The organism is Streptomyces sp. NPDC093064 (assembly GCF_044754605.1).
GTDB lineage: Bacteria > Actinomycetota > Actinomycetes > Streptomycetales > Streptomycetaceae > Streptomyces.
In genome coordinates this window covers 158,498-180,647 of sequence record NZ_JBIVPK010000011.1, presented here as the reverse complement: position 1 = coordinate 180,647, position 22,150 = coordinate 158,498, and the positions used below count along the sequence as shown (strand labels likewise).

Below are 22,150 nucleotides of genomic sequence, written 5' to 3'. Positions count from 1 at the left end.
GTTCCCCGCCGGTGCGCCGGCACGCCGGCCTCGGCGGCGGTGCGTCAGTGCTTTCCGCCCTTGGCCAGGAAGGAGAGCAGGTCCTGACGGCTGACGACCCCGGTCGGCTTGCCCTCCACCAGCACGATCGCCGCGTCCGCCGTGCCCAGCACCGACATCAGGTCGGCGACCGGCTCGCCGGAGCCGACCTGGGGCAGCGGGGCCGACATGTGCTTCTCCAGCGGGTCCTCCAGCGCGGCCCGCCGGGTGAACAGCGCGTCCAGCAGCTCCCGCTCGACCACCGAGCCGACGACCTCGGCCGCCATGACGTCCGGGTGGCCCGCGCCCGGCTTCACGATCGGCATCTGCGAGACGCCGTACTCGCGCAGCACCTCGATGGCCTGGCCGACGGTCTCGTCCGGGTGCATGTGGACCAGGGAGGGGATGGAGCCGCCCTCCTTGTCGCTGAGCACGTCGGCGACGCGGGCGCTCGGGCCCTCGTCCTCCAGGAAGCCGTAGTCGGCCATCCACTCGTCGTTGAAGATCTTCGACAGGTACCCGCGCCCGCTGTCCGGCAGCAGGACCACCACGACGTCGTCCGGGCCGAGCCGCTCGGCCACCCGCAGCGCCGCGACGACGGCCATGCCGCAGGAGCCGCCGACCAGCAGGCCCTCCTCCTTGGCGAGGCGGCGGGTCATCTGGAAGGAGTCCTTGTCGGACACGGCGACGATCTCGTCGGCCACAGTCCGGTCGTAGGCGGTCGGCCAGAAGTCCTCACCGACGCCCTCGACGAGGTAGGGCCGCCCGGAACCGCCGGAGTACACCGAGCCCTCCGGGTCGGCGCCGATGACCTTGACCCTGCCGTCGCTGGCGTCCTTCAGGTAGCGGCCGGTGCCGGAGATGGTGCCGCCGGTGCCGACGCCGGCCACGAAGTGGGTGATCCGCCCCTCGGTCTGCTTCCACAGCTCGGGACCGGTGGAGTGGTAGTGCGACAGCGGGTTGTTCGGGTTCGAGTACTGGTCGGGCTTCCAGGCCCCGGGGGTCTCCCGGACCAGCCGGTCGGAGACGTTGTAGTAGGAGTCGGGGTGCTCCGGCGCGACGGCCGTCGGGCAGACGACCACTTCGGCGCCGTACGCGCGCAGCACGTTGATCTTGTCCGTGGAGACCTTGTCCGGGCACACGAAGATGCACTTGTAGCCCTTCTGCTGGGCCACAATGGCCAGTCCCACACCGGTGTTTCCACTGGTCGGCTCGACGATCGTGCCACCGGGCTTGAGCTCCCCGCTCTGCTCGGCCGCCTCGATCATGCGCAGGGCGATGCGGTCCTTCACGGAGCCGCCGGGGTTGAAGTACTCGACCTTCGCCAGGACGGTCGCCTTGATCCCCTGGGCGACGCTGTTGAGCCGCACCAGCGGGGTGTTGCCGACGAGGCTGATCATCGAGTCGTGGAATTGCACCGTTGTCTCCGGTTGCTGCAAAAGATGTGGTCGTAGTGTGCCGCCAGCCTAAGGCCAGGGCGACCGCCCGGGGTGGGCGTTCACTCCCCGTCGAGATTGGACGACGGTCCGTACGGGGCAAGGAGTGGATGTACGGCTACGAGGAGGTGTCGGCGGGCATGACGAACATGTCGAGGGCGAGAGTGGCCCGGCGGATCGCGGCCGGCGCCGCGTACGGCGGCGGCGGACTCGGTCTGGTCGGTGCCGCCGCCGTCGGTCTGCTGCTGGCCGAGGTGCAGATGGCCAAGCGTCACGTGGGCAACGGCACGGACAACCACGTGCCGGTCGCGGACGGCCTGTACGGCCGCGCCTACGACACTCCCGGCGAGCTGCCGCTGAGCCTGGTCATGCTCGGCGACTCCACGGCCGCGGGGCAGGGCGTGCACCGGGCCGGGCAGACGCCGGGCGCGCTGCTGGCGTCGGGCCTGGCGGCGGTCGCGGAACGTCCGGTGCGGATGCGCAACGTGGCGCTGCCCGGTGCCCGGTCGGACGACCTGGACCGCCAGGTGGCGCTGGTACTGGGCGACCCGGATCGGGTGCCGGACGTCTGCGTGATCATGGTCGGCGCGAACGACGTGACCCACCGGATGCCGCCGACACGCTCGGTGCGCCATCTGTCGGCGGCGGTGCGGCGGCTGCGCACGGCGGGCGCCGAGGTCGTGGTGGGCACCTGCCCGGACCTCGGCACGATCGAGCCGGTCCAGCAGCCGCTGCGGTTGCTGGCCCGGCGGGCCTCGCGTCAGCTGGCGGCGGCGCAGACGATCGGGGCGGTGGAGCAGGGGGGCCGGACCGTGTCGCTGGGCGACCTGCTGGGTCCGGAGTTCGCGGCGAACCCGCGGGAGCTGTTCGGTCCGGACAACTACCACCCCTCCGCGGAGGGGTATGCGACGGCGGCGATGGCGGTGCTGCCGACGGTGTGCGCGGCGCTGGGCCTGTGGCCGGCCGAGGAGGAGCGTCCGGACGTGTCCCGGAGCGAGGGCTTCCTGCCGGTGGCCCGTGCGGCGGCCGAGGCCGCGTCGCAGGCGGGCACCGAGGTCACGGCGGCGCTGCCGACCGGTCCGCGCGGACCGTGGGCCCTGCTCAAGCGGCGCCGGCGGCGCCGGGTCCCGGAGCCCGAGCCGGCCTCTTCCGGCCCGTCCGAGGACGCCCCTCAGTTCGAGGAGCTGGGGGGAGCCTGAGGGCGGCCCGGGAGCGAACCCCGGCCGCGCGGGGTAAGCACACAGGGGAAGCACACAGGGAAAGCAAGCGCTTGGAAAATTGCGGTCAGGGTCACACTCCGGTTGGAGTGACCCCGACCGTACGTACGGGTAACTTCCAAGCAGCCCGCCCGTCATCGCGCGGCCGCCCGGTCGCCCGACCACCGCCCTCCACGAGCGTTGCGCGCCGCCCTATCGACATGGAGTCGTGATGCCCGAAGCCGTCATCGTCTCGACTGCCCGCTCCCCCATCGGCCGTGCCTTCAAGGGCTCCCTCAAGGACCTGCGCCCCGACGACCTCACCGCCACGATCATCCAGGCGGCGCTCGCGAAGATCCCCGAGCTGGACCCCCGGGACATCGACGACCTGATGCTCGGCTGCGGCCTGCCCGGCGGCGAGCAGGGCAACAACCTCGGCCGGATCGTCGCCGTGCAGATGGGGATGGACCACCTGCCCGGCTGCACCATCACCCGCTACTGCTCCTCGTCGCTCCAGACCTCCCGGATGGCCCTGCACGCGATCAAGGCCGGCGAGGGCGACGTCTTCGTCTCGGCCGGCGTCGAGATGGTCTCCCGGTTCACCAAGGGCAACTCCGACAGCCTGCCGGACACGCACAACCCGCTGTTCGCCGAGGCGGAGGCCCGTACCGCGGCCAGGGCCGAGCAAGGCGGCTCGACCTGGCACGACCCGCGCGAGGACGGCCTGGTCCCGGACGCCTACATCGCGATGGGCCAGACCGCGGAGAACCTGGCCCGCCTCAAGGGCGTCACCCGCGAGGACATGGACGAGTTCGGCGTGCGCTCGCAGAACCTCGCCGAGGAGGCCATCAAGAACGGCTTCTGGGAGCGGGAGATCACCCCGGTGACGCTGCCCGACGGCACCGTGATCGGCAAGGACGACGGCCCGCGACCCGGCGTGACCATGGAGGGCGTGGCCGGCCTCAAGCCCGTCTTCCGCCCGGACGGCCTGGTCACCGCCGGCAACTGCTGCCCGCTCAACGACGGCGCCGCCGCGGTCGTCATCATGTCCGACACCAAGGCCCGCGAACTGGGCCTCACCCCGCTCGCCCGGATCGTCTCCACCGGTGTCACCGCCCTGTCCCCGGAGATCATGGGCCTGGGTCCGGTCGAGGCGTCCCGGCAGGCCCTGAAGCGGGCCGGGCTGACCGTCGGCGACATCGACCTGGTCGAGATCAACGAGGCCTTCGCCGCCCAGGTGATCCCCTCCTACCGCGACCTCGGCATCGACCTGGACCGGCTGAACGTCAACGGCGGCGCGATCGCGGTGGGCCACCCCTTCGGCATGACCGGCGCGCGCATCACCGGCACGCTCGTCAACTCCCTCCAGTTCCACGACAAGCAGTTCGGCCTGGAGACGATGTGCGTGGGCGGCGGCCAGGGCATGGCGATGGTCATCGAACGCCTCAGCTGACACACAGCGTCACCATGGCCACTTGAGAGACCGTCAGTGGCCGCTTTACCACCCGCTGTGACCGAATGGCCCGGAATCCAAGAAACCCCTTGGTTCCGGGCCGTTTTGTGATCCAATCTCCCTCAGGATGTGACCTATCTCCCTCGGCAGAGAGGTTTACGCAGGTCAGCGCCTTACCCCAGAGGGCTCCGGGGCCGCATCGGACCACAATTCTGTCCGTTTCGTGACATTACGCACTGACACTTGGATAGTCCGCCCTTCAAGCTGATGTAGGAAGTCGGGGGTCGACCTTGAACCCGGGAGTACGTCAGTGAGCGCCATGCCGATCGCCTTGCTGCTCGCCACGGCCGCCACCGGCGCCGTGGGCGTCGCCGTTCTGCGCGTCTTGTGGGTGCTGCGCCGCCAGGTCGCGGCCCTGCACACCCAGCTCGCGGAGAACCACGCCGCCACCGCGCGCGCACTGGTGCCCGCCGCCCGCGGCCACGCGGACGCGGAGCAGATACGTGCCGCCGTGGTGCAGGCGCTCTCCGAGGAGCGGGAGCGGGAACTGGCCGAGGCGCGGGCCTTCTGGGCCGCCCAGGAGGCCCGCGACGCCGCCGACGCGCCCTCCCTGCTCGGGCTCCCCGACAGCGAGCTGTTTCTGCCCCGGCAGTCCGACTTCACCGGGCTTGACAACCTGGAGCCGGTGGCCGAGCCCGCCCCGGAGGCCGACGAGCTCTCCGGCAAGGACTGCGTCCAGGGCGGCACGTCCGGCGAGTCCCCGGAGCTGGCCGCGGCCCGCCGCCGGCACCCCTCGCACCCGGACTTCACCCCGCACCCGTCGCCCGTCGGGGGCGACCACGAACAGACGCTCGCCACGCTGGAGGACCTGGCCGAGTCCCGCGTGGAACTGGCCGACGTCCGCCCGGGCCCGCTGGGCACCCTCGACGTCTACGTCTTCGCCGACGGTACGACCCTGTGCATGACCCCGGGACACCGCGAGACCGCGGAACGCCTGGCCGACGCCCTGCGCGCGGGCGAGACCCCGGTGCTGCTCGGCGGTTCGGGCGTCTCCGGCGCCTACACGCTCACCTTCACCTGCGGTGCCGAGCAGGTGTACATCCTGGCGGACCGGGTCATCGCGTCGCTGTAACGGGGGCCGCCGGCTCCCACTCGCGTCAGCGCCCCGTCCGCCCCTGAACAGGCGCGCGGCTCAGACCCCGGCGCGCTTCAGCGCCTCCTGCACCAGACGTACGGCCTCCTCGACCTCGTCCTCGCTCTTCAGTACGAGCGCCAGGTCGTGCCCGGCGACCGTGACCTGGTCCGCCGCCGCGAACATCCCCGCGTCGGGCATCTCCCGCGGCTCGCACCCGGGGCATTCGGCGAGCTGGGCTCGCCGGGCGAACTCCCTGGCCAGCGCGAGTGCCTCCGCTGCGCCCGCCCGTTGCAGCCGGCTCTGCGGCGCCGCCCTGAGGCGGTCGGCGAAGTGATCCACTGCCCGGGTCAGAGATGTCGTGTCAACCACGCCGCGAGACTACGCGTCACGGCACGACTGTTGCCAATACGCGAACCCTCAGGCACGGTGACGTGAAGGACCGGCTTCGAGTGCGTCCGGAGGCGCCGATGTCCCAAGTCTTCTCCGAAGAGACCCATCGCAATCTGCTCGCCCGCATCCCCCACTGCACCGGTCGTGATATCTCCGACTGGCTGCGCACCGTCGAAGAAGGCCCCGCGCTCCGCTTCGAGGAGAAGGTCAGCTGGCTCCGCCACGAGCACGACCTCGCGTACGGCCACGCCAAGGCGCTCATCCACGAGTACGACCTGAGGAGGGCCGCGCGCAAGCTGCTCTAGCCGTGCCGCGCAGCGCAGTGCCGGCGCCGCCGGACGGACACGACGCCGGAACGACGAAGGGCCCCGGGAAGACCCGGGGCCCTTGCGTTCGTCGCGTTCGTCCGGCGCGAGGTGCGCTGGGGACTAGTCGCTCTGGTTGAGGATCGCGATGAGACGCAGGAACTCCATGTAGATCCACACCAGCGTCAGCGTGAGGCCGAAGGCCGCGAGCCAGGCCTCCTCGCGCGGCGCGCCGTAGGCGATGCCGTCCTCGACCTGCTTGAAGTCCAGGGCCAGGAAGCAGGCGCCGAGGATGATGCCGATGACACCGAACAGGATGCCGAGCGGGCCGCTGCGGAAGCCGAGGCCGTCACCGCCGCCGAACACCGCGAACAGCATGTTGACCGCCATGAGGAGCACGAAGCCGAGCGCCGCCGCCATCACGAAGCCGTAGAACCGGCGGGTGACGCGGATCCAGCCCGCCTTGTACGCCAGCAGGACGCCGACGAAGACGGCCATCGTGCCGAGCACGGCCTGCATGGCGGCGCCACTGGCGATGTGGGTGTCGACGATGTTGGAGACGACGCCGAGGAACACGCCCTCGACCGCGGCGTAGGTCAGGATCAGCGCGGGTGAGGCCTTGCGCTTGAACGACTGCACCAGGGCCAGGACCATGCCGATCACCATGGCGCCGATACCGATCCCGTAGGAACGGTTGATGTTGGCGCTGTCGACCGGCAGCAGCGCCCAGGCGAGCGCGGCCGTCACGACCAGGGTGCCGAGTGTGGACGCGGTGCGCAGGACGACGTCGTCCATCGTCATCCGGCCGGTGGTGGCCGGGGCCTGCGGCGGCGCGCCCTGCTGAAGGTCTTGCTGAGCGTAAGGGTTCTGCGCGTAGGGGTTGCCGCTCGGCTGGGCGTACGGGTTGCCCTGCGCGTACGGATTGCCCTGCGTGCCGACAGCGGGACCCCCGGCCTGCGGCGCGGCGTTGAAGCCCGCGTAGCCGTTGTCGCGGCTGAACCCCCGTCGCGAGAAGACCGGGTTTCTGCTCCTCATCTCACTCCTCCATGGCCGCACGGCGCGGCCTTGGCCTCAAGAGTAATGGAAAGGCAAAGGGCTGGCCCTAGTACCTCGGAAGGATCTTTCCCTCGCCATGCTGCGGAACACGCTACGTCGCCGCATGATTCCCGGCCAGGGAGGGTCCCTTTCATGACCGACTCGGAACACGTCCGGAACCGGCCGGAGACCACCCAGTTGTCCGTCAGCCGATCGGGAACCCGGTGTAGCCCTCGGCGAGGTCGGTCTCGGCGGCCCGGCAGGAGCCGATCCGGTCCAGCCGCGCCAGTTGCAGCCGTCCCTCGAAGGCGGTGGCGTCCGGGTCGCGGTGCAGCATCGTCGTCATGTCGTAGCTGAAGCGCTCGGCCTGCCAGACGCGCCGCAGGCAGGTCTCCGAGTAGGCGTCGAGGAGGTCGGCGGAGCCCGTCTCCTTCTCGTGGACGAGCGCCCGCGCGAAGGTGACGACGTCGCCGACGGCGAGGTTCAGCCCCTTGGCTCCGGTCGGCGGCACAATGTGGGCGGCGTCACCGGCCAGGAACAGGCGGCCGTGGCGCATGGGTTCGTGGACGTAGGAGCGCATCGGGGTCACCGACTTCTGGGTGATCGGGCCACGGTGCAGGGCCCAGTCGTCGACGGTCTCCAGCCGCCGTTCGAGTTCGTCCCAGATCTCCTCGTCGCTCCAGGCCCCGACGTCGGTGTCCGCGGGCACCTGGAGGTAGAGGCGGGAGACGGACGGGGAGCGCATGGACAGCAGGGCGAACCCGCGGTCGTGGCGGGCGTAGACCAGTTCGTCGTGCGAGGGCGCCACGTCGGCGAGGATGCCGAGCCAGCCGAAGGGGTACGTCCGCTCGAACACCCGGGAGAGCGAGGCGGGGACGACCGTACGGGCCACGCCCCAGAAGCCGTCGCACCCGACGACGTAGTCGCACTCGAGGACGTCCTCGCGCCCCTGGTGGCGGAACCGGATGGAGGGGCGATCGCTCTCCGCCCCCTCCACGGCCAGCGCCTCCGCCTCGAACAGCAGCGGCCCGCCCTCCTCGAGCTGCAGGGCGATGAGGTCCTTGCAGACCTCGGTCTGGGCGTAGACCATCACCGACCGCCCACCGGTGAGCGCGGGGAAGTCGACGCGGTGCCGGCGCCGGTCGAAGCGCAGCTCGATCCCGTCGTGCCGCAGCCCCTCGCGGTCCATCCGCTCCCCCGCCCCGGCCGCGCGCAGCACGTCCACGGTGCCCTGCTCCAGGATCCCGGCGCGCTGCCGGTGCTCGACGTAGGCGCGGTCGCGGCTCTCCAGGACGACCGAGTCGATCCCGGCGTTGTGGAGCAGCCGGGCGAGGAGCAGGCCGGCCGGTCCGGCTCCAATGATGCCGACGGTGGTGCGCATCGGTCGTTCCCTTCGGATGGACGTCGTCGCCTGGGTGGATGACGGAGTGGATGACTGACGGACGGGCTGATTGTTCGGTGGATGTTCGTCTGGTGAAATTTATTTCACTATGATGTGCCCTGAGTTTCCGTCCGGACCCATCCGATGTCAATGGTTGCCCTCGTCAATGGGGGGCCGCGTCAGCGAGTGCCCGCGTCGACGGGGTGTCGCGGGTACGGAAGCGCGCTGCCGCCAATGAGGTGAAGTGAGAGCGCGCGGGCCCCGGGTGCGGGGAGACCTGCTCGGACCCGCCCTCCGGCCGCGGGGCACGGTCCGTTGGCCGGACCGTGTGCGGCGTGGTGGTGCCCGGAGCCGGACTTGAACCGGCACGCCCGCGAAGGGGCAGCGAGGTTTAAGCTCGCCGTGTCTGCTTTCCACCATCCGGGCAGGCCATGGGCTCCGCGCTGCGGCTCCGACCCTATCGGGACCCCTTCCCCGAACAGCGGGCGGGTGGACTCATGTTGTCTTATTTTATTGGTAACTGAGGGAGCATCAGCACGCGGGGGTGGCCATCGGCACTTGCCAACAGCCTTGCGGGCGAGTGCCGGACGCGCACGTGGAATGACGGAATTTCACCGTCCGAACCAGGGGGCTCCACCTGTTCTCGACGACCCGGCGCGGAGGACGCGTCTCGGGGACGGCCTCCTCCCTCGGCATCAGGGACGGTCCTCATCCCCAGGTATGACGTGCCCGACGCCGGTCCGACCCCAGTCGGCCCCCGGAACGGGAACAGCGGCTGACTGCACGGGCCCGATCGGCCGCGACGATGGTCTACGACCCGCGAACATCGTCGTCCCGTCAGGAGCACCCACCCGTGACCACCTCCTCCATCGCCGGCCGGACCACCGCCGTGGCCGCGCGTGCCACGGATCTGTCGAAGATCTACGGACAGGGCGAGACCCAGGTGGTCGCCCTCGACCGGGTCTCCGTCGACTTCCGCCAGGCCGAGTTCACCGCGATCATGGGTCCCTCCGGGTCCGGCAAGTCCACGCTGATGCACTGCGTGGCGGGCCTGGACACGTTCTCCTCCGGTTCGGTGCGCATCGGCGACACCGAGCTGGGTTCGCTGAAGGACAAGCAGCTCACCAGGTTGCGCCGGGACAAGATCGGCTTCATCTTCCAGGCGTTCAACCTGCTGCCGACGCTCACGGCCCTGGAGAACATCACCCTTCCGATGGACATCGCCGGCCGCAAACCGGACCGGAAGTGGCTCGACTCCGTGATCGCGATGGTCGGGCTCGCCGACCGGCTGGGCCACCGGCCCTCCCAGCTGTCCGGCGGTCAGCAGCAGCGCGTCGCCGTCGCCCGGGCGCTGGCCGCCAAGCCGGAGATCATCTTCGGTGACGAGCCCACCGGAAACCTCGACTCGCGCGCCGGCGCCGAGGTGCTCGGCTTCCTGCGCAACTCCGTGCGCGAGCTGGGCCAGACGGTGGTCATGGTGACCCACGACCCGGTGGCCGCGGCGTACGCGGACCGGGTGGTGTTCCTCGCGGACGGGCGGATCGTGGACGAGGTGTACGAGCCCACGGCGGACGCGGTCCTCGACCTCATGCGGCGTCTTCCCGGGGGGAACCTCCGGACCCCCGAGTCCGACGGCAAGAGCCGCGTCGGCTGACCTGTCGCCGCCTCCCACCCCCCTCGCCACCCCCTCGTACACCCTGGACTGAGACGAACCCATGTTCCGCACAGCCTTGCGCAACGTACTCGCGCACAAGGCCCGGCTCCTCATGACCGTGCTCGCCGTGATGCTCGGCGTCGCCTTCGTGTCGGGGACCCTGGTCTTCACCAACACCATCTCGGACGCGTTCCAGAAGAGTTCCGCCAAGGGCTTCAACCATGTCGACGTGGCCGTGCGGGCCAAGTTCCAGCAGAGCAAGGGCGACCGGGTCGGCAAGCGGCCCGAGCTGACCCAGGCGCTGCTGGACGAGAGCGCCCGCGTCCCCGGCGCCGGCTCCGCCATCGGCGTCGTGCACGGCTTCACCGCGATCGCCGACAAGGACGGCAAGCTGATCGGCGGCGGCTTCCAGTCGCAGGGCGGGAACTACTGGGGCGCGAACGACCCCCGGTACCCGCTGAAGTCCGGCGCCGCCCCGCACGGCGAGGGCCAGGTCCTCATCGACTCCGAGACCGCCCGGCGCGCCGGGTACAAGGTCGGCGACCCCATCCGCATCTCCGTCGACGGCCCTGTCCTGACGCCCACCGTCAGCGGCGTCTTCACCACCGACGACGGCAACGTCGCCGCCGGCGGCAGCCTCGCCCTGTTCGACACGACGACCGCCCAGAAGCTGTTCGGCAAGCCGGGCACGTACGACGAGATCGACGTACGGGCGAAGGCGGGCACCAGCCAGGCGATGCTGAAGGCGCAGCTGGACCGGGTGCTGCCGAAGGGGACGACCGAGACGACCACCGCCAGGCAGCTCGCCGACGACCAGGCGCGGATGATCTCGGACTCGATGAGCGGACTGCGTCAGGGCCTGCTGGTCTTCGCCGGCATCGCGCTGTTCGTCGGTACGTTCATCATCGCCAACACCTTCACCATGCTGGTCGCCCAGCGCACCAAGGAGCTGGCGCTGCTGCGCGCGGTCGGCGCCTCCCGCCGGCAGGTCACCCGGTCCGTGCTGATCGAGGCGTTGCTGGTGGGCGCGGTGGCCGCCGTGACCGGTCTGGTCGCGGGCATCGGCATCGGCGCCGGGCTGAAGTCCCTGCTGGGCTCGATGGGCGCCACCGTGCCCGACGGGCCGCTGGTCGTCACGCCCGGCACCATGGCCGCCGCCCTCGCGGTCGGCGTCCTCGTGACCATGCTGGCCGCTTGGCTGCCCGGCCGCCGGGCCGCCAAGATCCCGCCGGTGGCGGCGATGAGCAGCCTGCACGCGCAGGCGACCACCAAGTCGCTGGTGCTGCGCAACACCATCGGTGCCCTGTTCTCGGCCGCCGGTGTCGCCGTGGTCCTGGTGGCCACGGCGATGGACGACATCGAGGCCGCCCAGGCACCCATGGGTCTCGGCGCGGTGCTGCTGATCATCGGCGTGTTCATCCTGACCCCGCTGCTGTCCCGTCCGCTGATCGCGGCCGCGGCCCCCGTCCTGCGCGCCTTCGGCGTCTCCGGCAAGCTGGCCCGGCAGAACTCGGTGCGCAACCCGCGCCGTACGGCGGCCACCGCGTCCGCGCTGATGATCGGCCTGACCCTCATCACCGGCATGACGGTGATGGCGGGCAGCCTCCAGCACGCGATCGACAGGATGGCCTCGTCCGCGATCCGCGCCGACTACGTGGTGTCGATGGCGAACGGCAACTTCCTCTCACCGGACGTCGACAGGAAGCTGCGTGCCGCCGAGGGCGTGACGGCCACCAGCCCGCTGCGCAACGCGCCCTCCCGCATCGATGGCCGGACCGAGTTCCTGACCGGGGTGAACGGCGAGTCGATCGGCGAGCTGACCGATCTCCGCGTCGACGACGGCTCCTTCACGGTCGGCGGCACGAAGGTCGTCGTGGACGCCAAGACCGCCACGTCGCACGACTGGAAGGCCGGTTCGGTCTTCACCGCCGCCTTCGAGGACGGCAAGAAACAGCGCCTGACCGTCGCCGGCGTCTACGAGGGCAACGAGATGATCCGCGGGATCATGCTCGACAACGCCACCCTCGCGCCGCACCAGCCCGACCCGACCGACATGCAGGTCATGGTCAAGACCGCCGACGGCGCGTCCGACGCGACCAAGGACCGGCTGGTGAAGGCCCTCGGCTCCAACCCGGCGATCAAGGTCCAGGACAAGAAGGACATCTCCAACGGCATCGCGCAGATGTTCACCCTGATGCTGAACCTGCTCTACGGCCTGCTCGCCATGGCGGTGATCGTCGCGGTCCTCGGCGTCATCAACACCCTGGCGATGTCGGTGTTCGAGCGCTCCCAGGAGATCGGCATGCTCCGCGCGATCGGCCTGGACCGCAAGGGCATCAAGCGGATGGTCCGCCTGGAGTCCCTGGTGATCTCCCTGTTCGGCGGCGTCCTCGGCATCGGGCTCGGCGTGTTCTTCGGCTGGGCGGCCGGTGAGCTGCTGGGCTCCAGTCTGTCGACGTACCAACTGGTCCTGCCCTGGTCGCGGCTGGCCGTCTTCCTGCTGCTCGCGGCGGCGGTCGGCGTGCTGGCGGCGCTGTGGCCGGCCCGGCGCGCGGCACGGCTGAACATGCTCCAGGCCATCAAGTCGGAGTAGCGGCGCCTCTGTGCCGAAGGGGCCCCTTCCCTGGCGGAAGGGGCCCCTTCGGCGTGTGCGCTAGACGGCGGGCGCGCCCCAGGTACGGGCCCGTAGCGGCATCCCCGAGTCACCGGATCCGGGGGTCCGCACGGCCAGCACCTGGTTGACGCCGATGCGGTTGCGTTCGAAGGCGAGCGCGGAGGCCGCCATGTACAGGCGCCAGACGCGAGCACGGCCGGGGCTGGTGAGCCGTGTGGCCCGGGCCCAGTCCGCCTCCAGGTTGGCCACCCAGCGGCGCAGGGTGAGCGCGTAGTGCTCGCGAATCGACTCCACGTCGCGCACCTCGAAGCCGGCCCGCTCCAGTTGGGTGACGGTGGTGCCGACGGGTGCGAGCTCACCGTCCGGGAAGACGTAGGCGTCGATGAACTCGTCCACGTGGTACGACGATTCGTCCCGCTGCGGGCGGCGGCCGATCTGGTGGTTGAGCAGCCGTCCGCCGGGCTTCAGCAGGGCGTGCAGCTCACGCGCGTAATCCAGGTAGCGGGTGGCGCCGACGTGTTCGGCCATGCCGATGGAGGAGATCGCGTCGTAGGGGCCGTCCCGCACGTCCCGGTAGTCCTGGACGCGGATCTCCACCCGGTCGGTGAGCCCCTCGTCGGCGACGCGCTTGCGGGCGTACGCCGCCTGTTCCTGGGACAGGGTGACGCCGACGACGCCCACGCCGTGCTCGCGGGCCGCGTGGACGGCCATCGATCCCCAGCCGCAGCCGACGTCGAGGAGGCGCTGACCGGGCCTCAGGTCCAGCTTGCGCGCGATGAGTTCGAGCTTGTCGTGCTGGGCCTGTTCGAGGGTGGCGAGGGGTTCGGGGGCCGGCCAGTAGGCGCAGGAGTACACCATGGAGGGGCCGAGGACGAGCTCGTAGAAGTCGTTGCCGACGTCGTAGTGGTGGCTGATGGCGCTCTTGTCGCTGCGTCGGGTGTGCAGGTGGCCGCGGCGCTTGCGGGCCTCCTCGCGGGGCGGGGCGGGGGGCAGCGGCGGACCGGCCAGCTTCACCAGGCCACGGACGGCGGCGCGGGCCTGCGGGTCGCGCAGCGTCGCGGCGAGGCCGCGGGCGTCCTCGCCCCGCTCCCAGATCAGGCCCGAGAGCCGTTCCAGGGCGGCATAGAGGTCGCCCTCGACGGTCAGGTCGCCGGCCACCCAGGCACGGGCCAGGCCCAGTTCCCCCGGCTTGAACAGCAGCCGGCGCAGGGCCCGGCGATTGCGTACGACGAGCATCGGTGCGTCCGGCGGCCCCGCCTCGGAACCGTCCCAGGCGCGAATGCGCAGGGAAAGCGGGGACCCCAGCAGCTGTTCGAGGAGTCGTGTGAGCCGCAGCGCGGCATCGGGCATGGTGCACACCTCCATGACGACGAACGCCGGAATGTCATCCACCACGTAAACACCGGGACGCGTCGAGCGCAGTCCCGCAACGTAGTTACGACTGGGCAAATACCACCGTTCCACCGCAACGGCTCTGGGTCACGCCGCGCGGAACGCCGAAGGACCTCCCGCACCACGGATGGCGGGAGGCCCTTCGGTTCGTTCGTCGGACCGGGAGGCCCGGAGACCTGAAGGTCTGGAGGCCTGAAGGTCAGGAAGCCTTGGCCTTCTCCTCGGTCTTGCTCGCGGCGGGCACCGGCGCGGGCTTGGCGGCCTCGTAGAACTCCTCGCGGGGGTTCTCCATGGCGCCGAGGGAGACGACCTCGCGCTTGAGAAACATGCCGAGGGTCCAGTCGGCGAAGATGCGGATCTTGCGGTTCCAGGTCGGCATGGCCATGCCGTGGTAGCCACGGTGCATGTACCAGGCGAGGCGTCCCTTGAGCTTGATCTTCATCTTGCCCATGACGATCATCGCGACGCCCTTGTGCAGGCCGAGACCCGCGACCGCGCCCTTGTTGGCGTGCTCGTAGTCCGCCTGCGGGAAGCCCCGCATCTGGGAGATCACGTTGTCGCCGAGGACCTTGGCCTGGCGCAGCGCGTGCTGGGCGTTCGGCGGGCACCAGGCGTTCTCGTTGCCCGCCCGGCGGCCGACGAGGTCGGGCACCTGCGCGTTGTCACCGGCGGCCCAGATGTAGTCCGTGCCCTGCACCTGGAGGGTGGGCGCGCAGTCGACGTGGCCGCGCGGGCCGAGCGGCAGGCCGAAGCGGGCCAGCGCCGGGTTGGGCTTGACGCCCGCGGTCCACACGATCGTGTTGGAGTCGACCTCGAGGCCGTTCTTGAGCACCACGTGGCCGTCGACGCAGGAGTCCATGGACGTGGAGAGGTAGACCTCCACACCGCGGCCCTCGAGGTGCTCCTTGCCGTACTGGCCGAGCTTCGGGCCGACCTCGGGGAGGATCTTGTCGGCGGCGTCGACGAGGACGAAGCGCATGTCCTCGCGGGACACGTTGTTGTAGTACTTGGCCGCGTCCCGGGCCATGTCCTCGACCTCACCGATGGTCTCGGCGCCGGCGAAGCCACCGCCGATGAAGACGAAGGTGAGCGCCTTGCGGCGGATCTCCTCATCCGTGGTGGAGTCGGCCTTGTCGAGCTGCTCCAGGACGTGGTTGCGCAGGCCGATGGACTCCTCGATGCCCTTCATGCCGATGCCCTGCTCGGCAAGGCCCGGGATCGGGAAGGTGCGGGACACCGCGCCCATCGCGATGACGAGGTAGTCGAAGGGCAGCTCGTACGCCTCGCCGACCAGCGGGGCGATCGTCGCGACCTTCCGGTCCTGGTCGATGGTGCTGACCCGGCCGGTGAGGACCTCCGCCTTGGGCAGCACGCGTCGCAGCGGGACGACGACGTGCCGGGGGGAGATGCTGCCGGCTGCGGCTTCGGGGAGGAAGGGCTGGTAGGTCATGTACGAACGGGGGTCGACGACCGTGACGGTCGCCTCTCCGTAGCGCATCTTCTTGAGGATGCGCCGAGCTGCGTACAGGCCTACGTACCCACCGCCTACTACGAGGATCCTGGGACGCTCCGTGGTGCTCATGGCATCGAGTATCCACCTGCCCCAGGGGGGTCGCTCGTGCGCCCCTTCACAAGGTTGGGCAGACCCTGTGCTAAACTCCGCGACCCCGCTCGCCGGGCCCTGGCGGCGGCAGGCGGCCACCGTCCGGTTCGGACCGTTGTCAAGGCCGCGTGAGCTGCTGCTCTGACCGAAGAAGGTCCCCCATGGAGGGGCCCTGCGGCCCTTCCGGAACCGCTTCCCGCCGCTCACCCGAGCACGGTTTTCTGCCTGCTGAGACCCCGAAAAGGCCCCCGGAGGCCCTTCCGGCCCTTGACAGGGCCGAATTCCTTGTGAAGAACTTCACGAAGTTTTCCTGGCAGGGCGTCACCCAGGGGTGCCCGGCGGGGCCCCGGGTGCGCTCACACGGTATCCGGACTGCTCAACCGGAGGCTACCGACCAGTAGGTCCAGCGCGGAACGCGCCTACGCCACCGACCACGCGATGCCGTCGAGGATGTCGTGTTCGCTGACGACGACCTCCCGCGCGCCGATGCGTTCCATGATCGCCAGCAGGACCAGGGCGCCCGCGCCGATGACGTCGACACGGCCCGGGTGCATGGAGGGGATCGCCGCGCGCTCGGCGTGCGTGGAGTGCAGCAGGCGCTCGCTGATCTCGCGGACGCGCTCGAGGGAGACACGGGAGTGATGGATGGCCGCCGAGTCGTACGCGGGCAGCTCCTGCGCGATCGCCGACACCGTCGTCACCGAGCCGGCCAGGCCCACCAGGGTGTGCGCCTCGCGCAGCGGGACCGATTCCTCGGCGAGGTCGAGCGCGGCCTCGATGTCGGCCCGTATGGCGGCGATCTGCTCCTCGGTCGGCGGGTCCGTGACCACCCCGTCCCGCACCAGGTGACGCTCCGTCATGCGGACGCAGCCCACGTCCACCGAGCGCGCCGCGCGGACGTGGTCGTCGCCCACGACGAACTCCGTCGAGCCGCCGCCGATGTCCACCACCAGGAAGGGCCGGGCGAGGTCCGCACGGCCCGTCAGTTCCTTCGTCGCACCGGTGAAGGAGAACTCCGCCTCCTGGTCACCGGAGATGACCTCGGGCTCGACGCCGAGGATGTCCATCACCCCGCGCACGAACTCGTCCCGGTTCTCGGCGTCCCGGGAGGCGGAGGTGGCCACGAAACGCAGCCGCTCGGCGCCGTGCTCCTTGATGGCCTCGGCGTACTCCCGGCAGGCCGCGAAGGTCCGCTCCAGCGCCTCGGGGGCGAGCCGGCCGGTGCGGTCCACGCCCTGGCCGAGCCGCACGATGGTCATGCGCCGGTCCAGCTCGAGAAGTTCGCCCGTCGCCGGGTCGGCGTCCGCGACCAGCAGACGGATGGAGTTCGTGCCGCAGTCGACGGCGGCGACCCGGGTCATGCGCGGTCCTCCTCGGTCCCGACGGGCCCGGCGGGGAACCCGCCGTCCTCAAAGGCCCCGTTCTGCCGCCCCTCGCCGGACGGCGGCGCCGCGGGCGTCACGCACGGGCCCTTGCGCCACCACTCGGGCAGCATCGCGATCGCCTCGTCACCGAGCGGGTTCACGCCCGGCCCGGCGGCCAGCGAGTGGGCGACCAGGACGTGCAGGCACTTCACCCGGTCCGGCATGCCACCCGCGCTGGGGAAGCCCGTCAGCTCCTCGATCTCGTCCCGGCGCCGGATGTAGTCCTCGTGCGCGGCCCGGTACGCGGCCGCCAGCTCCGGGTCGGTGGCCAGCCGCTCCGTCATCTCCTTCATCACGCCGTCGGCCTCCAGCGTGCCGATGGCCGAGGCGGCGCGCGGGCACGTCAGGTAGTACAGCGTGGGGAAGGGCGTGCCGTCGGGCAGCCGCGGGGCCGTCTCCACGACGTCGGGCTGCCCGCAGGGGCAGCGGTGCGCGATCGCGCGCAGGCCGCGCGGCGGCCGCCCGAGCTGCTGCCTGAAGGCCTCGACGTCCGCCTCGGTGGGTTCGGTGCGCTCGGTGGGCGGCGGTGGGGTTTCCATGCCTTGCGTATGTCTCTCTGTCAGTTCACTGGTCGGAGGCGTCGGACTTGTCGACCCCGTCCCAGACGTTGGCGTACCAGGGGCGGCGGGCCGTCCCCCGCTCGGCGCGGGACCGCTCGGCCGGGTCCGGGTCGACCACGACGTAGCCGGTCTCCCCGGGCTTCACGTAGTGCAGCCGCTGCCGGATCTGCTGTTCGGCGTAGGCGTCGTCCTGCCAGCGTGCCTTGAGGTCGCGCATTTGTTCCACCCGCTCCTGGGCCTGCCGCTTCTGTCGTTGCAGATCGGCGATGTCGGCGCGCTGGGTGACGTACTGCCGCATCGGGTACGCCAGGGCGACCACCATCGAGCACAGCACCAGCGCGAGCAGCGCCGCGCGGCCGGTGAGGCGGGAGCGGCGGGCCTGGCGGCGGGTCTGCGAACGGTAGACACGGGCCGCGGTCTGCTCACCGAGCAGTCTGAGCCTGGTCGTGGTGGAGAACCGGTCCCGGTCCTTGACGGCCATCGTCCCGCCTCCCGTTCGTGCCCGCGCACACACGTGCGTACGTCCCCGGACACGGTACGGGACCGGGTACGGGGACGTACGTGCGACTGGCGAAGCCTTACGCTTTGCGGCTCAGCCTCCGGGACGGCTCGGCCCTTGGAACGGCTGAGCCCTCGAAGCGGCTCAGCCCTTGAAGCGCGGGAAGGCCGAGCGGCCGGCGTACACCGCGGCGTCGTCGAGGATCTCCTCGATGCGCAGCAGCTGGTTGTACTTGGCGACGCGCTCGGAGCGGGCCGGGGCGCCGGTCTTGATCTGGCCGCAGTTGGTGGCGACGGCCAGGTCGGCGATCGTGACGTCCTCGGTCTCGCCGGAGCGGTGGGACATCATGCACTTGAAGCCGTTGCGCTGGGCCAGCTCGACGGCGTCCAGGGTCTCGGTGAGCGAACCGATCTGGTTCACCTTCACGAGCAGCGCGTTGGCGGCGCCGTCCTCGATGCCGCGGGCGAGGCGCTCGGGGTTGGTGACGAACAGGTCGTCGCCGACGAGCTGGACCTTGTCGCCGAGCTTGTCGGTGATGACCTTCCAGCCGGCCCAGTCGTCCTCGAACAGCGGGTCCTCGATGGAGACGAGCGGGTAGGCCGCGACGAGCTCCTCGTAGTACTCCGTCATCTCGGCGGCGGAGCGCTCCTTGCCCTCGAAGACGTACTTGCCGTCCTTGTAGAACTCGGAGGCGGCGACGTCGAGCGCGAGGGCGATCTGCTCGCCGGGGGCGTATCCGGCTTCCTTGATCGCCTCGAGGATGAGGTCCAGGGCCTCTCGGTTGGAGCCGAGGTTCGGGGCGAAGCCGCCCTCGTCGCCGAGGCCGGTGGACAGGCCCTTGCTCTTCAGGACCTTCTTCAGGGTGTGGTAGACCTCGGTGCCCCAGCGCAGGGCCTCGGAGAAGGACTCCGCGCCGATCGGGGCGATCATGAACTCCTGGATGTCCACGTTGGAGTCGGCGTGCGAGCCGCCGTTCAGGATGTTCATCATCGGCACCGGCAGCAGGTGCGCGTTCGGACCGCCGAGGTAGCGGAAGAGGGGGAGGTCCGAGGCCTCGGAGGCGGCGTGGGCGACGGCGAGGGAGACGCCGAGGATGGCGTTGGCGCCCAGCGAGCCCTTGTTGTCGGTGGCGTCCAGGTCGAACATGGCCTGGTCGATCAGACGCTGCTCGGTGGCGTCGTAGCCGACGAGCTCCGGGCCGATCTGCTCGATCACGGCGAGGACGGCCTTCTCGACGCCCTTGCCCTGGTAGCGATTGGGGTCGCCGTCACGGAGCTCGATGGCCTCGAAGGCACCGGTGGAGGCGCCGGAGGGGACGGCGGCACGACCGGTGCTGCCGTCGTCGAGGCCGACCTCGACCTCGACCGTGGGGTTGCCTCGGGAGTCCAGGATTTCCCGGGCTACGACGACGTCGATGGACGGCACGAGCATCTCCTTCTGGGATGTGACGCTGGAAGTGCGGGGCGTGAGCCTTGCGACTAGAGCCTAACCGTCCCGGGGCGGCGACCGGCCGACCGACCGCCTCGTGGACAGAGTGACGGTACCCATTGTTCCCACTCGGAACAAAGGGGAGGGGAAGGTTCGGGAACGGCCGGGCGTGCGGGAGACGAAAAAGCCCCGCCCCGGCGCGTAGGGGGGAACGCGCCGGGGCGGGGAGCCCTGGAAAGCGCCGAGGGCGGGACGGGCCCTTACTTCAGGTGGAGCTGCTGGCCCGGATAGATGAGGTCGGCGTTGTCGACGATGTCCTTGTTCAGCTCGAACAGCTTCTTCCAGCCACCCTGGACGCCGTGCTCGGCGGCAATGGAGCTGAGGGTGTCGCCGGAGACCACCCTGTACTCGCCGTCACCCTTCCTGACCTTCTCGCCGGTCGGCGTAGTGACGGTCTTGCTCGGGGTGGGACGCGTCGCGGAGCGGTTGGCGGCCTGCTGCTCGGTCGAGCGGGTGGCGGTGCTCTTGGCGGAGCTGCCGCTCGACGACGACGAAGACGAAGAAGACGACGACGAGGACGACGAGGACGACGACGCGGGGGCGCTGCCGGTGTAGGCGGCACCGGACAGGCCCCTGCCGCAGACCGGCCAGGCGCCCTTGCCCTGGCCCGCGAGTACCTTCTCGGCGACGGCTATCTGCTGCGACTTGGAGGCCAGGTCGGCGCGCGACGCGTAGGCGGTGCCGCCGTACCCGGCCCAGGTGGAGTTGGTGAACTGGAGGCCACCGTAGAAGCCGTTGCCGGTGTTGATGGACCAGTTGCCGCCGGACTCGCACTGGGCGACCGCGTCCCACTCGGAGGCGGTGGCGGCGGAGGCGTCGCCGACCGCCATCAGCGGGGCGGCGACAGCGGCGCCGGCGACACCGGCGAGCGCGATGACACGGGTGGTCTTGGACGTGCGACGGTGCTTGCCCTTGCTGGAGAACAGCATGGTGGGATCCCCTCACCGACGCCTGCGAGGTGAGCTGTCGGGTTCGGGCCGGTTGAGTTGCCCGGCCGTGCCTCGTGCGTGAGGCACGGCTCCACCCCTAGCCGCTCCGGTCAACTGCCGGGCGCGGCACTTACCTTGGGTCCCCCGCTCCTGCCCACGGCGCTTGACGCGACGACTGTTCCCGTACGGCCGCTGGCAGGATTCGGCGTTGCGGCAGCCGGGGCTCGCGGTGACGAGCGGTCACGACCGTAGGCACGCGCTCCGCCGAATTCCAAAGACGATCAGGGCTTCTGAGAGTCATCCCACACTTTCACCGAATGGGACATTCGGTGCGAAGTGGGACGTGAACTCCCGCTACTTTTGGGGCGTTTCGGTAGGGACATTCAGGGTCTGACCGGCAGAGATGTGGTTGGGGTCGGACCCGACCGCCCCCCTGTTCGCCGCGTACAGCGCATCCCATCCGCCCTGAAGGTCAAGGGAGTCGGCGATGGACTCGAGCGAGTCGCCGGCGCGGACGGTGTAGGAGTCGGCGACGACGGCGCGCGCGATGCCGCCGCGGGAGGCGTGGCGGCCGGAGGACGCGGCCGCGTGACTGTCGGCCGGGTCCTCGGCGGCACTGCCGCCGCGGTGCCGCCCACCGCCGAGCGCCCCGGCGTCGAGCGCCCCGGTGTCGACCAGGGTCGAAGTGCCGCCGATCTGCCACGAGTTGTCCGTGTCACCCGGCTGCGGCGTGACCGAGGGCGAGGCGTCGGGCGACTGGAACCCGCTTGCGGCGACATCGGGGGACGTGTCGGACTTGGCCGGGTTGCCCTTCTTGGCGGGCGAGGACGGCGAGGGGGAGGACGTGGTGGGGGACGCGGTCGGCGAGCCGGAGGAACCGGAGGAATCGGCCGGACCGGGGTCGGCGTCCGACGAGCCGGATGAACCGGACGGGTCGCTCGACGACGCCTGTGACGAGTCGGACAGACCGAGGTCGTCCGTGAGGGACTTTCCGGAGGAGTTGGAGGATCCGGACGCATTACCCACGCCGGTGTCGACCTTCGCCGCCCCGGACTTCTTGTTGAGCCCGGAGAGCAGCCCGCACGTCGGCCAGGCATCGGGGCCCTTGTCGGCGAGCAGCTTCTTGGCCACGGCTATCTGCTGGGACCGGCTGGCCTGGTCGGCGCTCGAGGCGTAGTCGAGGCCGCCGTACTTCTCCCAGTCGTCCTGCGTCAACTGAAGGCCGCCGTAGTAGCCGTTGCCGGTGTTGGCGCTCCAGGCGCCGCCACTCTCGCACTTGGCCACCTTGTCCCACGCGTTGCCGTCGGCCGCGCTGGCGCCGCCGGCGCCGATCAGTGGGATGGCGATGGCGGATCCGGCCACTCCGGCGGCGACAAGGAGGGCCGGAGCCTGACGGGGCCGACGGTGACGTCCGTTCCCGGAGAGCATACGGAGACCTTTCGTGCGACAGCGGTGACCCGCGTGGCGACCGCAGACTCGGCGCCACGCTGATGGGTGAAAGTATCGGCTGACGATCGCTTGTCACAAGTTCATGCCGCACAGATCACGTGAAGATCACACCGTTGAACATGTGTCATCTTCGTGCCCGTCATTGGGTAGGCGTGGTGCGGCGGCAGGCGTCTTTTCCTGCCTTGTCCG

Annotated in this window: 18 protein-coding genes, 1 tRNA gene and 1 riboswitch; of the genes, 6 read left to right on the top strand and 13 right to left on the bottom strand. The window is 70.5% G+C overall.

Features of this window, described 5'->3' with window-relative positions; all coding sequences use genetic code 11:
• Positions 1-44: 44 nt before the first annotated feature.
• A complete protein-coding gene (locus ACIQFZ_RS16315) occupies positions 45-1,436 on the bottom strand; it encodes a cystathionine beta-synthase (RefSeq protein WP_365417100.1) in 1,392 nt (463 codons plus the stop codon).
• A gap of 158 nt (positions 1,437-1,594) precedes the next feature.
• Here ACIQFZ_RS16315 and ACIQFZ_RS16310 point away from each other — a divergent pair, with 158 nt between their 5' ends.
• From ACIQFZ_RS16310 to ACIQFZ_RS16300, 3 genes are all read left to right on the top strand, one after another.
• The gene (locus tag ACIQFZ_RS16310; protein ID WP_365417149.1) at positions 1,595-2,653 is read left to right on the top strand and encodes an SGNH/GDSL hydrolase family protein; all 1,059 of its coding nucleotides are present in this window, start codon (positions 1,595-1,597) and stop codon (positions 2,651-2,653) included.
• Between the two features lie 229 nt (positions 2,654-2,882).
• The gene (locus ACIQFZ_RS16305; protein ID WP_365775648.1) at positions 2,883-4,103 is read left to right on the top strand and encodes an acetyl-CoA C-acetyltransferase; all 1,221 of its coding nucleotides are present in this window, start codon (positions 2,883-2,885) and stop codon (positions 4,101-4,103) included.
• 310 nt (positions 4,104-4,413) lie between these two features.
• Entirely contained in the window at positions 4,414-5,235 is an 822-nt protein-coding gene (locus ACIQFZ_RS16300; protein WP_365775647.1) for a hypothetical protein, read from the top strand.
• A 60-nt stretch (positions 5,236-5,295) separates the two neighbouring features.
• Here ACIQFZ_RS16300 and ACIQFZ_RS16295 read toward each other — a convergent pair whose 3' ends face one another.
• The gene (locus ACIQFZ_RS16295) at positions 5,296-5,607 is read right to left on the bottom strand and encodes a hypothetical protein (protein ID WP_361411775.1); all 312 of its coding nucleotides are present in this window, start codon (positions 5,605-5,607) and stop codon (positions 5,296-5,298) included.
• 98 nt (positions 5,608-5,705) lie between these two features.
• Here ACIQFZ_RS16295 and ACIQFZ_RS16290 point away from each other — a divergent pair, with 98 nt between their 5' ends.
• Positions 5,706-5,933 carry a DUF4287 domain-containing protein gene (locus ACIQFZ_RS16290; RefSeq protein ID WP_141360416.1) on the top strand — a complete coding sequence of 76 codons (228 nt, stop codon included), beginning with the start codon at positions 5,706-5,708 and terminating at the stop codon, positions 5,931-5,933.
• Between the two features lie 123 nt (positions 5,934-6,056).
• Here the strand turns inward: ACIQFZ_RS16290 and ACIQFZ_RS16285 are convergent, their stop codons facing one another.
• The 3 genes from ACIQFZ_RS16285 to ACIQFZ_RS16275 all read right to left on the bottom strand — a co-directional run bounded on the left by ACIQFZ_RS16285 (position 6,057) and on the right by ACIQFZ_RS16275 (position 8,775).
• On the bottom strand, positions 6,057-6,968 hold the full coding sequence (locus ACIQFZ_RS16285; protein WP_361411777.1) for a Bax inhibitor-1/YccA family protein: 912 nt from the start codon (positions 6,966-6,968) through the stop codon (positions 6,057-6,059).
• Positions 6,969-7,173: 205 nt separating this feature from the next.
• Positions 7,174-8,349 carry a 4-hydroxybenzoate 3-monooxygenase gene (locus tag ACIQFZ_RS16280; RefSeq protein ID WP_402691491.1) on the bottom strand — a complete coding sequence of 392 codons (1,176 nt, stop codon included), beginning with the start codon at positions 8,347-8,349 and terminating at the stop codon, positions 7,174-7,176.
• Between the two features lie 339 nt (positions 8,350-8,688).
• Positions 8,689-8,775, bottom strand: a tRNA-Leu gene (locus ACIQFZ_RS16275).
• A 427-nt stretch (positions 8,776-9,202) separates the two neighbouring features.
• Between ACIQFZ_RS16275 and ACIQFZ_RS16270 the strand changes: the two genes are divergently transcribed.
• Both ACIQFZ_RS16270 and ACIQFZ_RS16265 read left to right on the top strand, forming a co-directional pair.
• Complete coding sequence (locus ACIQFZ_RS16270; protein ID WP_365775644.1) at positions 9,203-10,003, top strand: ABC transporter ATP-binding protein; 801 nt, start codon at positions 9,203-9,205, stop codon at positions 10,001-10,003.
• Positions 10,004-10,064: 61 nt separating this feature from the next.
• Positions 10,065-12,596 (top strand): ABC transporter permease, encoded by a 2,532-nt coding sequence (locus ACIQFZ_RS16265; protein ID WP_402691490.1) that lies wholly within the window; start codon positions 10,065-10,067, stop codon positions 12,594-12,596.
• Between the two features lie 60 nt (positions 12,597-12,656).
• Here the strand turns inward: ACIQFZ_RS16265 and ACIQFZ_RS16260 are convergent, their stop codons facing one another.
• The 8 genes from ACIQFZ_RS16260 to ACIQFZ_RS16225 form a co-directional block, all read right to left on the bottom strand.
• On the bottom strand, positions 12,657-13,967 hold the full coding sequence (locus tag ACIQFZ_RS16260; protein ID WP_383056618.1) for a class I SAM-dependent methyltransferase: 1,311 nt from the start codon (positions 13,965-13,967) through the stop codon (positions 12,657-12,659).
• Positions 13,968-14,208: 241 nt separating this feature from the next.
• A complete protein-coding gene (locus ACIQFZ_RS16255) occupies positions 14,209-15,591 on the bottom strand; it encodes an NAD(P)/FAD-dependent oxidoreductase (RefSeq protein ID WP_402691489.1) in 1,383 nt (460 codons plus the stop codon).
• Positions 15,592-16,031: 440 nt separating this feature from the next.
• Positions 16,032-16,973, bottom strand: a complete 942-nt coding sequence (locus ACIQFZ_RS16250) for an exopolyphosphatase (protein ID WP_383056455.1) — start codon at positions 16,971-16,973, stop codon at positions 16,032-16,034.
• Entirely contained in the window at positions 16,970-17,575 is a 606-nt protein-coding gene (locus ACIQFZ_RS16245; protein WP_365417113.1) for a DUF501 domain-containing protein, read from the bottom strand. The genes ACIQFZ_RS16250 and ACIQFZ_RS16245 overlap by 4 nt, the downstream gene beginning before the upstream one ends.
• A gap of 25 nt (positions 17,576-17,600) precedes the next feature.
• Entirely contained in the window at positions 17,601-18,077 is a 477-nt protein-coding gene (locus ACIQFZ_RS16240; protein WP_365417115.1) for a septum formation initiator family protein, read from the bottom strand.
• 162 nt (positions 18,078-18,239) lie between these two features.
• Positions 18,240-19,526 carry a phosphopyruvate hydratase gene (eno, locus tag ACIQFZ_RS16235; RefSeq protein WP_361411793.1) on the bottom strand — a complete coding sequence of 429 codons (1,287 nt, stop codon included), beginning with the start codon at positions 19,524-19,526 and terminating at the stop codon, positions 18,240-18,242.
• 257 nt (positions 19,527-19,783) lie between these two features.
• Complete coding sequence (locus ACIQFZ_RS16230; RefSeq protein ID WP_402691488.1) at positions 19,784-20,512, bottom strand: transglycosylase family protein; 729 nt, start codon at positions 20,510-20,512, stop codon at positions 19,784-19,786.
• A gap of 4 nt (positions 20,513-20,516) precedes the next feature.
• Positions 20,517-20,684, bottom strand: a riboswitch (cyclic di-AMP (ydaO/yuaA leader).
• Between the two features lie 182 nt (positions 20,685-20,866).
• Positions 20,867-21,940: a transglycosylase family protein gene (locus ACIQFZ_RS16225; protein WP_402691487.1), complete on the bottom strand. Its 1,074-nt coding sequence runs from the start codon at positions 21,938-21,940 to the stop codon at positions 20,867-20,869.
• Positions 21,941-22,150 lie beyond the last annotated feature (210 nt).

Excerpts from the sequence above, each read along its gene's own strand:
- ACIQFZ_RS16225 (WP_402691487.1), bottom strand. The coding sequence starts at position 21,940 with ATGCTCTCCGGGAACGGACGTCACCGTCGGCCCCGTCAGGCTCCGGCC.
- ACIQFZ_RS16250 (WP_383056455.1), bottom strand. The coding sequence starts at position 16,973 with ATGACCCGGGTCGCCGCCGTCGACTGCGGCACGAACTCCATCCGTCTG.
- ACIQFZ_RS16280 (WP_402691491.1), bottom strand. The coding sequence starts at position 8,349 with ATGCGCACCACCGTCGGCATCATTGGAGCCGGACCGGCCGGCCTGCTC.
- ACIQFZ_RS16305 (WP_365775648.1), top strand. The coding sequence starts at position 2,883 with ATGCCCGAAGCCGTCATCGTCTCGACTGCCCGCTCCCCCATCGGCCGT.
- ACIQFZ_RS16290 (WP_141360416.1), top strand. The coding sequence starts at position 5,706 with ATGTCCCAAGTCTTCTCCGAAGAGACCCATCGCAATCTGCTCGCCCGC.
- eno (WP_361411793.1), bottom strand. The coding sequence starts at position 19,526 with ATGCTCGTGCCGTCCATCGACGTCGTCGTAGCCCGGGAAATCCTGGAC.
- ACIQFZ_RS16260 (WP_383056618.1), bottom strand. The coding sequence starts at position 13,967 with ATGCCCGATGCCGCGCTGCGGCTCACACGACTCCTCGAACAGCTGCTG.
- ACIQFZ_RS16285 (WP_361411777.1), bottom strand. The coding sequence starts at position 6,968 with ATGAGGAGCAGAAACCCGGTCTTCTCGCGACGGGGGTTCAGCCGCGAC.
- ACIQFZ_RS16240 (WP_365417115.1), bottom strand. The coding sequence starts at position 18,077 with ATGGCCGTCAAGGACCGGGACCGGTTCTCCACCACGACCAGGCTCAGA.
- ACIQFZ_RS16255 (WP_402691489.1), bottom strand. The coding sequence starts at position 15,591 with ATGAGCACCACGGAGCGTCCCAGGATCCTCGTAGTAGGCGGTGGGTAC.
- ACIQFZ_RS16310 (WP_365417149.1), top strand. The coding sequence starts at position 1,595 with ATGACGAACATGTCGAGGGCGAGAGTGGCCCGGCGGATCGCGGCCGGC.
- ACIQFZ_RS16230 (WP_402691488.1), bottom strand. The coding sequence starts at position 20,512 with ATGCTGTTCTCCAGCAAGGGCAAGCACCGTCGCACGTCCAAGACCACC.
- ACIQFZ_RS16265 (WP_402691490.1), top strand. The coding sequence starts at position 10,065 with ATGTTCCGCACAGCCTTGCGCAACGTACTCGCGCACAAGGCCCGGCTC.
- ACIQFZ_RS16245 (WP_365417113.1), bottom strand. The coding sequence starts at position 17,575 with ATGGAAACCCCACCGCCGCCCACCGAGCGCACCGAACCCACCGAGGCG.